Here is a 14,509-nt window from a genome sequence, read left to right on the forward strand (position 1 = left end):
AGATTTTTTTCGACTTTCTACCCCTTCCCGGCAACTTCTGCACGAAAGCGCCGGTCCTAGGATAATCCTGAATTGCTTTGCAGCAGAATTCGAGCCGTCTAGCGGCAGGAGTTGTCTTATGGATCATTTGCAGTCGATGAGAGTGTTCGTCCGCGTCGCGGATCTCGGGAGTTTCGCCCGGGCCGCCAGCGCGATGGACATCTCCAACGCGGTAGCTACGCGCCACGTCGCGGACCTGGAAGGCCGCCTCGGCACGCGCTTGCTCAACCGCACGACGCGCAGCCTCTCGCTCACCGAGTCCGGTCAGGTGTATCTGGAACGGGCGCGGCAGATTCTCGACGAACTGGAAGACGTCGAACAGATGGTGGTTGCGCGCAATCATGAACCGCTCGGTTCGTTGAGGATCGTCGCCCCTGTGGTGTTCGGTCTGCATAATCTCGCGCCTGTCTTGCAGACGTACGCGCAGCGCTATCCGAAGGTCGTGCCGGACGTGACTTTGGTGGACCGTCAGGTCGATCTGGTCGAGGAAGGTTTCGATGTCGGCATCGTTATCGCGCGGCAGGTGAAGAGCGCGAGCGTCGTCACGCGACGCCTGACGACCGGTTGCATGACCGTCTGCGCGACGCCCGCGTATCTGGAAACGCACGGCACGCCGACGCGTCCCGAGCATCTGCTCGAGCATCCGTGTCTGAGCCTGCCCGCCGAATACTGGGGCGACGAGCGTGTGTTCACAGGGCCGGATGGTGAAGTGCGTGTGCGGCCGCAGAACGTGATCATCGCGAACAACACCGAGATGCTGCGGCAGTTCGCGCTGCTCGGCATGGGCATCGCGATTCTGCCGAGCTATCTGATCGGCAACGACACGACACGCGGCCAGCTCGTGCGCCTGCTTGGCGACTATCAATTGCCGCAGGTCGAGATCAACGTCGCGTATCCGAGCCGCCGTCATTTGCCGGCGAAAGTGCGCACGTTTATCGATCATCTCGTCGAGCATTTCAGCCAGACGCCGAATCATCAGCTCGGCGAGCAGTGGATTCGCGATGGCCGCGGCAGGCCGGGTTCGCATCCCCACTATGAGCAAGCCGAGGAAGCCGCGATTGCCGCGCCGCGCTCACGGCCGATCGACGGTGAACTGGCCCCGAAGCTGTCGAAGCCTTCGCGACCGCGAGGGCGCCTGCCGGCGGCTTCTCCCTTCTGAAGGGCTCGCGCCAGGCGCAAATGAAAAACCCCCGCGAAGCGATTCGCGGGGGTTTTTCTCTTTAGCCGGCAAAACGGGCGATCAGCTCGCCTTCTTCGCCGCGGTCTTTTTCGCTGGGGCCTTTTTCGCGGGCGCTTTCTTCGCTGCGGTCTTCGCCGACGTGGTCTTGGCGGCCACCGCGACATCGCTGTCGCCGCTTTCGTCGCCGCTATCGGCTGGCGCTTCGGTGGCCGCGCCGCGCTTACCCGCCGCCTTCGCTGCCGGCTTGCCTTCCTTCTTCTCGAACTCGAAGCCGATCTTGCCGTCCGGCTGCTTCACGAGAAACGCCTTGAAGTTGCGCCCGGTGCGCGACGACTTGAAGTTCGTCAGCAGATCCGTGCGGCCTTCATTGAGCAGCTTTTCCATCTGCTCGCGGCTGATTTCCTGTTGAAGAATCACCTTGCCTGAGCGGAAGTCGCACGTTTTCGGATTCGACACCGAGTTTTCGCACACATAGCTCATGCCGTGCTCGAATACGCGCGATTGGCACTTGGGACACGCGCCGACCGGCGTTTGCTCGGAGAAATCAGGCGGTTCGCCGTCTTCGCCGCCGGAATCCTGCCCGAAGTCGAATTCGAGCTTGTAGTTCTTGATCTCGTCGTCGAATGAAAGTTTGAGAATGGCGGAGAACGGCCGGCCCATTTTGCTGCGGAATCCCGACAGCGGTCCGATGGTTTTCTCGCGCAGCAACTCCTCGACTTCCGGGATTTCGAATTGTCGGCCGCCTGGAATCTTCGAGATCGAGAACTCGCACTTCGTGCACGCAAAGCGGCGATAGTTTTCCTTAACCTGCGCGCCGCAGTTCGGGCACGGCGTTTCGAGCGTCGCGTAATCGCCGGGAATCGTGTCGGAGTCGTATTCCTTCGCGCGTTTGACGATGGTCTGCGTCATGCGCGCGATTTCCTGCATGAACGCATCGCGGTGCAGGTTGCCGCGCTCCATCTGCGAAAGCTTGTGTTCCCACTGGCCGGTCAATTCGGGCGCGGTCAGCTCCTCGACGCCCAGGCCCCGGAGCAACGTCATCAACTGGAACGCCTTGGCTGTCGGAATGAGCTCGCGGCCTTCGCGCACCATATATTTCTCGCCGAGCAGCCCTTCGATGATCGCCGCGCGCGTGGCCGGCGTGCCGAGGCCCTTCGCGGCCATCGCGTCGCGCAACTCTTCGTCTTCGACGAGCTTGCCCGCGCCTTCCATCGCCGAAAGCAGCGACGCTTCGTTGTAGCGCGCGGGCGGCTTGGTCACGAGACCGTGCGCCTGAACCTTCTCGACATCGACCTTTTCGTTCTTCTGCACCGGCACGAGATTGCCTTCTTCGCCCGCAGCTTCGCGGCCGTAGACCTGCAGCCAGCCCGGCTCGACGAGCACCTTGCCTTCCGTCTTGAAGTGATGCCCCGACACTTCGGTGATGCGCGTGGTCACGAGATATTCCGCCGCCGGGAAGAACACCGACAGGAAACGCTTGACGACGAGGTCGTACAGCTTCTGCTCGGGTTCCGACAGCGACTTCGGCGCCTGCAGCGTCGGGATGATCGCGAAGTGATCGCTGATTTTCGAATTATCGAAAATGCGCTTGTTCGGTTTCACCCAGCCCTTGTCGAGCACCTGCTTCGCGAACGGCAGATAGTTGTTGCTCTCCTTGAGCATGGTCAGGGTGTCCTTGACCGTGTTCAGGTAGTCCTCGGGCAGCGCGCGTGCATCGGTACGCGGATAGGTCAGGACCTTGTGCTTCTCATACAGCGCCTGCGCGAGTCCGAGCGTGTTCTTCGCCGAAAAGCCGAAGCGGCCATTGGCTTCGCGCTGCAAGCTGGTCAGATCGAAGAGCAGCGGCGACATCTGCGTCGACGGCTTCGATTCCTCGGTCACGACGCCGGTCTTGCCGCGGCACGCAGCGACCACCGTTTCCGCGGCCGCGAGACTCCACAGGCGCGAATCGCGCTGCTCGGGGTCGTTTTCGACGCGCTTGAACTTCGGGTCGAACCAGCGGCCTTCATAAAGGCCCTTCGCGGCGATGAACTCCGCGCGCACTTCCCAGTAATCGCGAGGAACGAAGCGGCGAATTTTCTCTTCACGTTCGACGACGATCGACAACGTAGGCGTCTGAACTCGACCGACGGTCGTCAGAAAAAAGCCGCCGCCCTTGCTGTTGAACGCGGTCATCGCGCGCGTGCCGTTGATGCCCACGAGCCAGTCCGCTTCCGAACGGCAGCGCGCCGCATCGGCGAGCGGCTGCATGTCGGCGTCGCTGCGCAGGTTCGCGAAGCCTTCTCGGATCGCGGCGGGCGTCATGGATTGCAGCCACAGGCGTTGCACCGGCTGCTTCGCCTTCGCGTGCTGCGCGATCAGGCGGAAGATCAGCTCACCTTCGCGCCCCGCGTCACATGCGTTGATGAGGCGGTCGACATCCTTGCGCTTCATCAGTTTCGTCAGCACCTTCAGGCGCGACTCGCTCTTCGCGATCGGATTCAGGTCGAAATGCGGCGGAATCACCGGCAGATTGGCGAAGCTCCATTTGCCGCGCTTGACGTCGTACTCTTCCGGCGCGGCAATCTCTAGCAGGTGGCCGACCGCGGACGAGAGCACGTAGTCGTCGCTCTCGTAGTACTCGTCATGCTTGGTGAAGCCGCCCAGCGCACGCGCGATGTCGTTCGCGACGGAGGGCTTCTCAGCGATGATCAGGGCTTTGGACATGACTCAAAAGGTTGGTAACTGGCAGCGGCCCGGTTTGGACTGCTTTAACGACCGCTTTATAGCACACGCTTTGCGCGGCAGGCGTCGAAGCTGGAATCGGGGCGTTTCAATATCTGGCTCGAAAAGCGCACAGCGAGAGGCGCAAAACGCGCGTTTCGCGTGCGTCGTATTCAGGCCGCAGCAAGCGCCGGGCGCAGTTTCGGCGCGCCGACCATGCCCGGCAGCGCGGTCAGATCGGTCAGCATCCGCTCGACGATCGACACTTGCGGCAGCACGGTGCCGAAAAACCGCGTCGTGACGGCGTCCTCGATCAGGATGGTAGGAAAATTTTCGACGTCGAGGTCGTCGAAGCGATCGGCGTGGTTCTCGATATCGATCCAGGCGAAGCAGATTTCCGGATGCGCGGCCGCCAGCCTGTCGAACCCTTCGCGATATTCGCGGCAGGTTCCGCACCATTCCGCGCACAGGCAGGCGACGAACAGCGTGCCGGGCACGGCGATGCGCTCCGCGATGCGGTCGGCATCGGTATCGAGATTCAGCGCAGACATGGCGGGTGCGAAATCCTTTATTGGTATCGGCTGCAGGGGAGGGCTTATTTTTCCGCGAATGTAGCACGACGCGGCGTCACGAGCGCTCCACCGCCGCGTAGCGGCCGCCTCCGAGCGCGGCCACATGGCCCGACAGTTCGAGTTGCAGGAGCGCGCCCTGAAGTGCCGCGCCGTCAAGATCGGTGCGCATCGCGAGAATTTCAAGCGTCGCGGGTGCGTGGCCGAGTGCGCCGAGAACGCGCCCGGCATCGCCGCTGATCGGGCATTCGACGTCTGCCGAACTCGCCGATGCCCACGACGCGCTGACCGGACGCGGCTTTGCGCGTTTCGCCGCTGCGGTAGCCGCGCGCGCTGTCGCCGGCGGGAAACCGAACTCCTCGAGCACTTCTTCCGGCGTTTCGACGAGCTTCGCGCCCTGCTTGATCAGCCGATGACAACCTTGCGAAAGCGGTGCGTGAATCGAGCCGGGAATCGCGAAGACATCGCGCCCCATTTCGTTGGCGAGCCGGGCGGTGATGAGCGAGCCGGAACGCATCGCGGCCTCGACGATCAGCACGCCGCTCGACATTCCCGCGATCAGCCTGTTTCTTTGCGGAAAATTGGCGGAACGCGCCGGCGTGCCGAGCGGCCATTCGGAGAGGATCGCGCCGTCGCGGGCGATCTCATGCGCGAGCGTGTGATGCGCCGCCGGGTACACCAGATCGGCGCCCGTGCCGATCACCGAGACCGTGCCCGTGGCGCCCCCCAGCGCGCCGCGATGCGCGGATGCGTCGATGCCGAGCGCGAGACCGGACACCACGGATAGTCCCGCATCCGACAGCGCGCGGGCGAAGCGGCGCGCGTCTTCGAGTCCTTGCGGCGTGGCATGCCGGCTCCCGACAATGGCCACCGCGCGCACCTAAAGCAGATCGAGCCGGCCTTTCGCGTAGAGCAGCGGCGGCGGATCCGGCATCGTGAGAAGCGCCCGCGGATAGGTCGCGTCGGCGAGCGTCAGAATGTGATTACCCGGTTCGGACGCCCACGCCAGAACCGCTTCAATATAGTCATCGAACTGAACGCCTTCGATATCCTCCGGCGGCGCGAGCACGGCTTCGGCGGCGCGGCCATCGGCGGTTTCGGCGAGCGACGCGAAACTCTCCGACAAAACTTCGCGCGGACCGCCGAACGCACCGAGCAGCGTGCGCAGCGCGAGCGGCCGCAGCCCCTTCGCATGCGCGAGCCGCAGCCACGCGCGCAGTTCGTCGGCGTCGAGTATCGGGGCGGTGTCCCCGGTCGGCAGGTCGGCGGTCGTCATGTTAAGATTTTTGATCCGGAACAGATAAAGAAAGGTCGCTCAGGCGTGGTCCAAAGCCCGACGCGACGCCCATTGGCCGCTTGCCGGCGGCGTTGAATCCACTGGATTCGCCCGCATATCTTCGGCAGGCCGCCACTCACCCGCAACCTGGCCGAATGGCCGATTTACACGCGCCGCGGCGCGCGTAGACAATCCGAATCATGGCTCTGCTCAAGATACTCAACTACCCGGACAAGCGGCTGAACAAGGTGGCGAAGCCCGTCGCCGTGGTCGACGACCGCATCCGCAAGCTCGTCGCCGACATGGCCGAGACGATGTACGCCGCGCCCGGCGTCGGCCTCGCCGCGACGCAGGTGGACGTGCATGAGCGCGTGATCGTGATCGATGTCTCCGACGCGCACGACCAGCTCATGGTGTTCATCAACCCTGAGCTCGTCTGGACGAGCGACCAGAAGAAGGAGTGGGAAGAGGGTTGCCTCTCGGTCCCCGGCATCTACGATTTCGTCGAGCGCCCGGATAAAGTGCGCGTGAAGGCGTTGAACGAGAAGGGCGAAACCTTCGAGCTCGATTGCGACGGCCTGCTCGCGGTCTGTATTCAGCACGAGATGGATCACCTGGCAGGGCATGTGTTCGTCGAATATCTGTCGCAGCTCAAGCAGACGCGCATCCGCGGCAAGATGAAGAAGCTGGAAAAGGCGCTGTAACTGATGACTCAGTCGTTGCGCGTGGTTTTCGCCGGTACGCCGGAATTCGCTGCGGCCGCGCTTGCGGCCATTCACGCGGCGGGATTTTCCGTGCCGCTCGTGCTTACGCAGCCCGACCGGCCGGCCGGACGCGGCATGAAGTTGACCGCGAGCCCGGTCAAGCGCTTCGCGGTCGAGCATGGCCTGAAGGTCGCACAGCCCACTTCGCTGCGGCGCGCGGGCAAATATCCGCAAGAGGCGGCGGAGGCCATCGACCTTCTGCGGGCAACGCCGCACGACGTCATGGTCGTCGCCGCTTACGGGCTGATCCTGCCGCAAGAAGTGCTCGATATTCCGCCGCGCGGCGCCATCAACATCCACGCGTCGCTGTTGCCGCGCTGGCGTGGCGCTGCGCCGATCCATCGCGCGATCGAAGCGGGCGACGCCGAAACCGGCATCACGCTCATGCAGATGGACGCCGGCCTCGACACCGGCGCCATGATCCGCGAAGCGCGCACGCCAATTCTCGCCGACGACACCACGGCCACCCTGCACGACCGGCTCGCGCGAATCGGCGCGGAGTTGATCGTCGCGGGGCTGCGTGATCTCGAGCGTGACGGCTCGCTCCCGTCCACGCCACAGCCGGAAGACGGCACGACTTACGCCGAAAAGATCGCCAAGAACGAGGCCGCGCTCGACTGGCGGCGTCCCGCAGAAGAACTGGCGCGCCAGATTCGCGCGTTCGATCCGTTTCCCGGCGCGTTCGGCACGCTCGAGAACGCTGCGATCAAGATCTGGGCCGCGCATCCCGTCGATGTGTCGTCACGCGCGGAGCCCGGCACCATCGCCGAGGTTTCGTCGGACGGTATCGTCGTGATTTGCGGCGGCGGCGCGCTCAAGCTCACGCAATTGCAAAAACCCGGCGGCAAACGCCTGCCGGTGCGCGAATTCCTCGCGGGCGCGTCGCTCGCGAAAGGTCAGCGTTTCGCGTTTCCGGAAGCCGCTCGACAGTAAGGACGCCGCGACGGGCGCAGCGCTAAAATAAAGCGCTTTCCGCGCGTTCTGTCTGGAGTGTTCGATGCTCGGCATCACCGGTTTTACCTTCTTCGTCATCGCCGTATTTCTTCTCAACGTCACGCCCGGTCCCGACACCGCGTATATCGTCGGGCGCAGCGTCGCGCAAGGGCGTGGCGCGGGCATCGTGTCGGCGCTCGGTATTTCGGCCGGCTGCATCGTCCATACGCTCGCGTGCGCGTTCGGTTTGACGGCGATCCTCGCCGCATCGGCGACTGCGTTCACGGTCATCAAGATCGCCGGCGCGATCTATCTGATTTACCTCGGCGTGCGCCTCATTCTCGCGAAGCATGACGATGCCACCGCCGCGCGTCAGGCGCACGCCAGCGAGAAAGCCACGCCGAAATCGCTGCTTCAGCTTTTCGCGCAAGGATTCGTCACGAATGTGCTCAATCCGAAGGTCGTGTTGTTCTTCGTGTCGTTCTTTCCGCAATTCGTCGCTGCGGAAAGCCAGCACAAGACGCTCGCGTTTCTCGCGCTCGGCATCGTTTTCATCGCCATGAGCACGGTCTGGAACAGCTTCGTCGCATGGATCGCGGGCAGCGTCACGGAGCGCTTCGCGGGCAAATCAGGCGTGAAGAAGTGGCTGGACCGCGGCGTCGGCAGCGCGTTCGTCGGCCTCGGCATCAAGCTCGCGACTTCGCATCGATAAATCGCGCAATGGCGGATTGAATTATTGACGGGCGCCGCTATCTAACATTTTGCTTACAATCGTCGTTCCGGTCATGTCGGCCGGGACAACCGCGCACTTCGCGCAGCGTATTCTGGGAGAGGAGTTCCAGCAATGTTCAACTGGGTCAAAACCGCGATGCTGATGGCTGCGATCACGGCCCTCTTTGTCGTGATCGGCGGTGTGATCGGCGGATCGAAGGGCATGATGCTCGCGCTGATCATCGCGCTCGGCATGAATTTCTTTTCGTACTGGTTCTCGGACAAGATGGTCCTGCGCATGTACAACGCGCAGGAAGTCGACGAGACCACTGCGCCGCAGTTCTATCGCATGGTGCGCGAGCTCGCCGCGCGCGCTCAATTGCCGATGCCGCGCGTCTACCTGATCAACGAAGACGCGCCGAACGCGTTCGCCACGGGCCGCAACCCGGAGCACGCGGCGGTCGCGGCGACCACGGGCATTCTGCGCGTGCTGTCGGAGCGCGAAATGCGAGGCGTGATGGCGCACGAACTGGCGCACGTGAAGCACCGCGATATCCTGATCTCGACGATCTCCGCGACGATGGCCGGCGCGATCTCGGCACTCGCGAACTTCGCAATGTTCTTCGGCGGCCGCGACGACGAAGGCCGTCCGTCGAATCCGATCGCGAGCATTCTGGTGGCGATTCTCGCGCCGATCGCGGGCGCGTTGATCCAGATGGCGATTTCCCGTGCGCGCGAGTTCGAAGCCGATCGCGGCGGCGCCGAGATTTCAGGGGACCCGCAAGCGCTCGCGAGCGCGCTGGAAAAGATTCACGCTTACGCAACCGGCGTGCCGTTCCCGACAGCGGAAGCGCACCCGGCGACCGCGCAGATGATGATCATGAATCCGCTCTCGGGCGGCGGCATCGCGAATCTGTTCTCGACGCACCCGGCGACGGAAGAGCGCGTCGCACGTCTGATGGAAATGGCGCGCACGGGCCGCATCTGACGCTAACGAAGTCGAGGCGAAGGCCGTTCCGGGTTGCGCCGGAACGGCCTTTTTGCTGGTCCTCGGCAGCCCGTCCGGGCGCGCAATCCCCGCACGTTACAATCCTCGTTCGCGCAAGCCGTCCGCTTGCCGCTCGACCGTTCCCGTTTTCGCCATGACCGACAAGCCTCCCCGGCGGCACGCCGCCGCGCATACCCGCCTGAGCGCCCTCCGTCTCGCGCCCGATTCGCTCGCGTTCGCGCTCGATTGCGCGGCGCAGGCCGTGGGCGCGGTGCGCGCAGGCTCGGCGTTGCCGGCCGCGCTGCAGACGGTCATCGCGTCGGCGAAGCATGCGGAGGCGCGCGGGGCGGTGCAGGACATCGCGTATCGCGCGATGCGCCGTCTCGCCCTTGCCGATTCGCTCCTGCACAAGCTCGTGAAGAAGGCGCCGCCGCCGCATGTGGCGAATATGCTGGTCTGCGCGTTCACGCTGTTGACCGACGACGAAGCGCACGCGGCGTATGCGCCGTTCACCGTCGTCGATCAGGCGGTGAGCGCGATCGCGGCGCGGCGCGAGTTCGCGTTCGCGAAGGGGCTGGTCAACGCGGTGTTGCGCAACTTCCTGCGCGAGCGCGAAGCGCTCATCGACGAAGCGCGCCGGGATCCCGTCGCGCGCTGGAATTATCCGCAATGGTGGCTCGACGCCGTAAAGCGCGGACAACCCGATGCCTGGGAGCGCATTCTCGAAGCGGGCAACGCGCAAGGGCCGCTTACGTTGCGCGTGAATGCGCGTCACGCCACTGTCGATCAATATCTCGCGCGCCTGAAAGACGCGCATATCGAAGCCGAAGCCGCGGGCCTCCACGCGGTGCGCCTGAAGACGCCGATGCCCGTCGATCGCATTCCGGGCTTCGACGAAGGCGTCGTGTCGGTGCAGGACGCGGGCGCGCAACGCGCGGCGCAACTACTCGACGTGAAAGACGGCATGCGCGTGCTCGACGCGTGCGCCGCGCCGGGCGGCAAGACCGGGCATATCCTCGAACTCGCGACCGTCGATCTCATCGCGCTCGAAAGCGATGCCGAGCGCTCGGGCCGCATCGAGCAGAATCTGAAGCGCCTGAAGCTCGAGGCGCAAATCAAAGTGGGTGACGCGGGCGATCCCGCGCAATGGTTCGACGGCGCGCCGTTCGATCGCATTCTCGCCGATGTGCCGTGCTCGGCATCGGGCATCGTGCGCCGTCATCCGGACATCCGGTGGCTGCGGCGCCCATCGGACATCGATGCGCTCGTCGCCGAGCAGCGGCGCATCGTGAGCGCGCTGTGGCCGCTCGTCGCGAAGGGCGGCGAATTGCTTTACGTGACATGCTCCATCTTTCCCGAGGAAGGCGAACAACAGGCCCGCTGGTTTGGAGCCGCGCATGAAGATGCGGTACGATTGGACGCGCCGGGGCAATTGTTACCGACAGCGGCGCGCACGAGCGCGGGCGCGGTGCAGGCCTCACCAGACGGTACAAATCTCGCGAACCCGGATCGGGACGCCGAGACCTTAGCGGACCACGACGGATTCTTCTACGCGCGCTTTCAGAAACGGTGACGATCAAACGCTTCTTTCCGCTTCGGCTCGCGGCCGTCATCTGGACTGCGCTGACGCTCTGGCTGGCATTCGCCGCAGCCGACCCCGCGTTTGCCGAGACGATCGCCGTGCAACGCGCGTCGCTGCAAGCGGACAACGCCGGCTGGAGTCTCGACGCACATTTCGACTTCGACCTGAACAACAGCCTCGAAGATGCCGTGAACCGCAGCGTGCCGCTTTATTTCACGATCGATTTCAATCTGTCGAGGCCGCGCTGGTACTGGTTCGACGAAGAGCCGGTCAACGTGTCGCAGAGCATCCGCCTTTCGTATCAGCCGCTCACGAACGAATATCGTGTATCGACGGGCGGGCTGCAATTGCGTTTCGCATCGCTCAACGAGGCGCTCGCGGTCATCAGGCACGTGACCTCGTGGCACGTGATCGACCGGAACCAGGTGCGTGGCGGCGAAACCTATACCGCATCGGTGCGCATGCAGCTCGACATCGCACTCATGCCCAAGCCGTTCCAGATCGACGCGGTGAATAACCGCGACTGGAACCTTTCCTCGGACTGGAAGCGTTTTACTTTTACGGCGGCAGAACGTGCGAAATAGATTTCGACGCGGCCGCACGGACATGAAGAGTCTCATCGTCCGCTTGCTGGTCTCCACGGTGGCGCTCACGGCGGTTCTGCTGCTCGTGATGCTCGCGCTCGCGAGTGCGAACACGGAATTCTTCGACCGCTACTACGGCTGGCTCTATGCCGCGAACGTTGCGGTGGCGGTCGTCTTCATGCTGATCGTCATCGCCCTGTTCATCATCATCGTGTCGCGGGTCAGGCAAGGGCGCTTCGGCACGCGATTGCTCGCGAAGCTCGCGTTGATCTTCGCGCTCGTCGGCGTCGTGCCGGGCGTGATCATCTACGTGGTGTCCTACCAGTTCGTGTCGCGCAGTATCGAATCGTGGTTCGACGTGAACGTCGAGACGGCGCTGTCATCGGGCCTGACGCTCGGCCGCGGCATGCTCGAAACCTCGCTCGCCGATTTCAAGGGACGCGGCCGGCAGATGAGCGATCAGCTCGCGAGCGCCGATCCATCGAGTCTCACTCTGTCGCTCTTGCGCCTGCGCGATCAATACGGCGTGCAGGACGCAGTCGTGTTCGAGCGCCCGCGCGATCAGTACAACCGCGAGGATCTCGCGTCGAACAACAGTTCGCTGCGCGTGCCGGGGCTTCGCACGGTCGCGCAGGCGTCGGGCAATTACTACGCCCTGCTGCCGACCAACGAGCCGACCAGCGCGATGCTGAGGGAGGCGCAGGATCATCCGTATGGCGCGATCGAAGGCGAGATAGACGGCGATCCGAAATCGAATGGACCGAAGGGCGCGCTGCGTCTGCGCGTGGTCACGAAGATTCCGGATCCCACGACCACGACCGAATTCCAGCATGTCGATCGCTTTCTGCAGATCGAGCAGCCCGTGAGTCAGGAGCTCGCGCGCAATGCCGACGCCGTGCAGCGCGCGTATCGCGAGTATCAGGAAAAGCGGCTCGGGCGCACGGGCTTGCGCAAGATGTATATCGGCACGCTGACGCTCGCGCTCTTCCTCGCGACCTTCATCGCGATGATGCTCGCGCTCGCGCTCGGCAATCAGCTCGCGCGGCCGCTGTTCCTGCTCGCGCAAGGCACGAAAGAAGTGGCCGAAGGCGACTACACGCCCAAGCGAGAGATCAATTCGCGCGACGAACTGGGCTTTCTCACGCAGTCCTTCAACGCGATGACGCGCCAGCTTTCCGAGGCGCGCGCGGCGGTCGAGAACAATCGCGTCGCGCTGGAGCATTCGAAGGCGTATCTCGAAAGCATCCTTGCGAATCTGACGGCGGGCGTGTTCGTGTTCGACCGGCAGTTCCGCTTGACCACCGCGAATCGCGGCGCGGAGCGCATCTTCCGCCAGCCGTTCAACGCGTTGCTCAATCAGCCGCTCGATCAGATCGGCGTGCTCGCCGAACTCGGCGCGATGGTGAAGAAGGCCTTCGCCGAACGCGATGCGGCCGAGGTCGGCAGCGGACATCCGCTCGGCGATCGAGGCCACTGGCAGCAGCAGGTCGCCGTGTCGGTGCCCGGCGAGAACGAGCCGCTCACGCTCCTCGTGCGCGGCACGCAGTTGCTGAGCGTGACCGAAAGCGATGCCGACGATGCCGAAACGACCGGCTACGTCGTCGTGTTCGATGACATCTCGGACGTGATCTCCGCGCAGCGCTCGGTCGCGTGGGGCGAAGTCGCGCGGCGTCTCGCGCACGAGATCAAGAATCCGCTCACGCCGATTCAGCTTTCCGCCGAACGCTTGCAGATGAAGCTCGCGGACAAGCTCGCGCCGCCCGACGCGGAGGTGCTCAAGCGAGCGTCGACGACCATCGTCAATCAGGTGCAGGCGATGAAGCAGATGGTCGACGACTTCCGCGAATACGCGCGCACGCCGCCCGCGGTGCTCGGCAATCTGCAACTGAACGATCTCGTCGCGGAAGTGCTGACGTTGTACGGCATCGAAGATGGCAAGACGCCGATCAAGGTGGATCTCGCGAAGCTGCCCGTGATTCGCGGTGACGCGACGCAGATCCGCCAGGTGATCCACAACCTGTTGCAGAACGCGCAGGACGCGGTGGCGGATGTCGCGGAGCCACGCGTGCTGCTCGAAACGAGGACAGTAGAATATGGCGAGCCCGATGCATCGGGTCATGCGCGTGTCGCGGTTCGCCTCACTGTCTCGGATAACGGCTCGGGTTTTCCGGCGCGAATCCTTTCGCGTGCTTTCGAGCCTTACGTGACGACCAAGGCGAAGGGCACGGGCCTGGGACTTGCAACGGTGAAGAAGATCGTCGACGAGCACGGCGCGCGCATCGACATACGCAACCGCTCGAAGACAGCGGATGTGATCGAAGGCGCGCAGATATCGATTCTGTTTCTACAACTCGCGGACGATACCGCGGCGCCCGGCGCAACGCCTCCGGCGGCCGGTGCGGCGGCGAATCACGGAACGACAAAAGCAACAGTGCAGACAAGGGCAGCGTAAATGGCAACCATCCTGGTGGTAGACGATGAAATGGGGATCCGGGAACTGCTCTCCGAGATCCTGAGCGACGAAGGCCACGTTGTTGATGTAGCGGAAAACGCGCAGCATGCGCGCGACTATCGCCTGCAGCAAACGCCCGACCTCGTTTTGCTCGACATCTGGATGCCCGATACCGACGGCGTGACCCTGCTCAAGGAGTGGGCCGCGCAGGGCAAGCTCACGATGCCGGTCATCATGATGTCGGGTCACGCGACCATCGACACGGCTGTCGAAGCGACGAAGATCGGCGCGCTCAACTTCCTCGAGAAGCCGATCGCGCTACAGAAGCTCCTGAAGGCCGTCGAGCAGGGGCTCGCGCACGGCACCGCAGCGGCGCCCGTGACGACGCTAGCCAAGCCTCCGGCGAGCGCGATGGCATCGGGGGTGCCTGTGGCGGCCGCGCTGCCGACGGCGTCGGCGTTGAACGCATCGGGCGAAGCGGGAGCGGGCGGCGCGACGCAGAATCAGGCGGGGCAGACGGCATCCATCTCGTTCGATATCCCGTTGCGCGATGCACGCGATGCGTTCGAGCGCGCGTACTTCGAGTATCACCTGGCGCGCGAGAACGGCAGCATGACGCGCGTCGCCGAGAAGACGGGGCTCGAGCGCACGCATCTCTATCGCAAGCTCAAGCAACTGGGCGTCGATCTTGGAAAGAACAAGAACGAGGTCTGAGCAAAATGCTCCGA

The 14,509-nt window shown here is 63.9% G+C and carries 11 protein-coding genes and 1 pseudogene; 9 read left to right on the forward strand and 3 right to left on the reverse strand.

The genetic code is table 11. The features are described 5' to 3' along the window. Positions 1 to 118 precede the first annotated feature (118 nt). Positions 119 to 1,198, forward strand: coding sequence for a LysR family transcriptional regulator (locus NCS58_RS01135; protein WP_061116715.1), 1,080 nt, complete (start codon positions 119 to 121; stop codon positions 1,196 to 1,198). 81 nt (positions 1,199 to 1,279) lie between these two features. Here NCS58_RS01135 and NCS58_RS01140 read toward each other — a convergent pair whose 3' ends face one another. The 3 genes and pseudogenes from NCS58_RS01140 to dprA form a co-directional block, all read right to left on the reverse strand. Then, a complete protein-coding gene (locus NCS58_RS01140) occupies positions 1,280 to 3,925 on the reverse strand; it encodes a DNA topoisomerase III (protein WP_250537672.1) in 2,646 nt (881 codons plus the stop codon). Between the two features lie 170 nt (positions 3,926 to 4,095). After that, positions 4,096 to 4,473 (reverse strand): thioredoxin family protein, encoded by a 378-nt coding sequence (locus NCS58_RS01145; protein ID WP_061116717.1) that lies wholly within the window; start codon positions 4,471 to 4,473, stop codon positions 4,096 to 4,098. 76 nt (positions 4,474 to 4,549) lie between these two features. Next, positions 4,550 to 5,767 (reverse strand): annotated as a pseudogene (dprA, locus tag NCS58_RS01150) (DNA-processing protein DprA). 200 nt (positions 5,768 to 5,967) lie between these two features. On the opposite strand from dprA, the gene def reads away from it, so the two are divergent. From def to esaR, 8 genes are all read left to right on the forward strand, one after another. Beyond that, the gene (def, locus tag NCS58_RS01155) at positions 5,968 to 6,471 is read left to right on the forward strand and encodes a peptide deformylase (RefSeq protein ID WP_061116719.1); all 504 of its coding nucleotides are present in this window, start codon (positions 5,968 to 5,970) and stop codon (positions 6,469 to 6,471) included. A gap of 3 nt (positions 6,472 to 6,474) precedes the next feature. Beyond that, complete coding sequence (gene fmt, locus NCS58_RS01160) at positions 6,475 to 7,464, forward strand: methionyl-tRNA formyltransferase (RefSeq protein ID WP_250476132.1); 990 nt, start codon at positions 6,475 to 6,477, stop codon at positions 7,462 to 7,464. Positions 7,465 to 7,528: 64 nt separating this feature from the next. Beyond that, the gene (locus NCS58_RS01165; protein ID WP_250476133.1) at positions 7,529 to 8,176 is read left to right on the forward strand and encodes a LysE family translocator; all 648 of its coding nucleotides are present in this window, start codon (positions 7,529 to 7,531) and stop codon (positions 8,174 to 8,176) included. 132 nt (positions 8,177 to 8,308) lie between these two features. Beyond that, positions 8,309 to 9,163 (forward strand): zinc metalloprotease HtpX, encoded by an 855-nt coding sequence (gene htpX, locus NCS58_RS01170; protein WP_250537673.1) that lies wholly within the window; start codon positions 8,309 to 8,311, stop codon positions 9,161 to 9,163. Positions 9,164 to 9,317: 154 nt separating this feature from the next. Then, on the forward strand, positions 9,318 to 10,736 hold the full coding sequence (gene rsmB / locus NCS58_RS01175; RefSeq protein WP_250537674.1) for a 16S rRNA (cytosine(967)-C(5))-methyltransferase RsmB: 1,419 nt from the start codon (positions 9,318 to 9,320) through the stop codon (positions 10,734 to 10,736). Continuing rightward, on the forward strand, positions 10,733 to 11,329 hold the full coding sequence (locus NCS58_RS01180) for a DUF4390 domain-containing protein (RefSeq protein ID WP_061116724.1): 597 nt from the start codon (positions 10,733 to 10,735) through the stop codon (positions 11,327 to 11,329). The genes rsmB and NCS58_RS01180 overlap by 4 nt, the downstream gene beginning before the upstream one ends. A gap of 22 nt (positions 11,330 to 11,351) precedes the next feature. Beyond that, the gene (locus tag NCS58_RS01185) at positions 11,352 to 13,781 is read left to right on the forward strand and encodes a PAS domain-containing sensor histidine kinase (protein ID WP_061116725.1); all 2,430 of its coding nucleotides are present in this window, start codon (positions 11,352 to 11,354) and stop codon (positions 13,779 to 13,781) included. Beyond that, positions 13,782 to 14,495, forward strand: coding sequence for a response regulator transcription factor EsaR (gene esaR, locus NCS58_RS01190; protein ID WP_061116726.1), 714 nt, complete (start codon positions 13,782 to 13,784; stop codon positions 14,493 to 14,495). It begins immediately after the preceding gene. Positions 14,496 to 14,509 lie beyond the last annotated feature (14 nt).

The organism is Caballeronia sp. INML3B, from assembly GCF_023631305.1.
GTDB classification, from domain to species: Bacteria; Pseudomonadota; Gammaproteobacteria; order Burkholderiales; family Burkholderiaceae; genus Caballeronia; species Caballeronia turbans.

Excerpts from the sequence above, each read along its gene's own strand:
- fmt (WP_250476132.1), top strand. The coding sequence starts at position 6,475 with ATGACTCAGTCGTTGCGCGTGGTTTTCGCCGGTACGCCGGAATTCGCT.
- htpX (WP_250537673.1), top strand. The coding sequence starts at position 8,309 with ATGTTCAACTGGGTCAAAACCGCGATGCTGATGGCTGCGATCACGGCC.
- NCS58_RS01135 (WP_061116715.1), top strand. The coding sequence starts at position 119 with ATGGATCATTTGCAGTCGATGAGAGTGTTCGTCCGCGTCGCGGATCTC.
- rsmB (WP_250537674.1), top strand. The coding sequence starts at position 9,318 with ATGACCGACAAGCCTCCCCGGCGGCACGCCGCCGCGCATACCCGCCTG.
- NCS58_RS01145 (WP_061116717.1), bottom strand. The coding sequence starts at position 4,473 with ATGTCTGCGCTGAATCTCGATACCGATGCCGACCGCATCGCGGAGCGC.
- NCS58_RS01165 (WP_250476133.1), top strand. The coding sequence starts at position 7,529 with ATGCTCGGCATCACCGGTTTTACCTTCTTCGTCATCGCCGTATTTCTT.
- esaR (WP_061116726.1), top strand. The coding sequence starts at position 13,782 with ATGGCAACCATCCTGGTGGTAGACGATGAAATGGGGATCCGGGAACTG.
- NCS58_RS01140 (WP_250537672.1), bottom strand. The coding sequence starts at position 3,925 with ATGTCCAAAGCCCTGATCATCGCTGAGAAGCCCTCCGTCGCGAACGAC.
- NCS58_RS01185 (WP_061116725.1), top strand. The coding sequence starts at position 11,352 with ATGAAGAGTCTCATCGTCCGCTTGCTGGTCTCCACGGTGGCGCTCACG.
- def (WP_061116719.1), top strand. The coding sequence starts at position 5,968 with ATGGCTCTGCTCAAGATACTCAACTACCCGGACAAGCGGCTGAACAAG.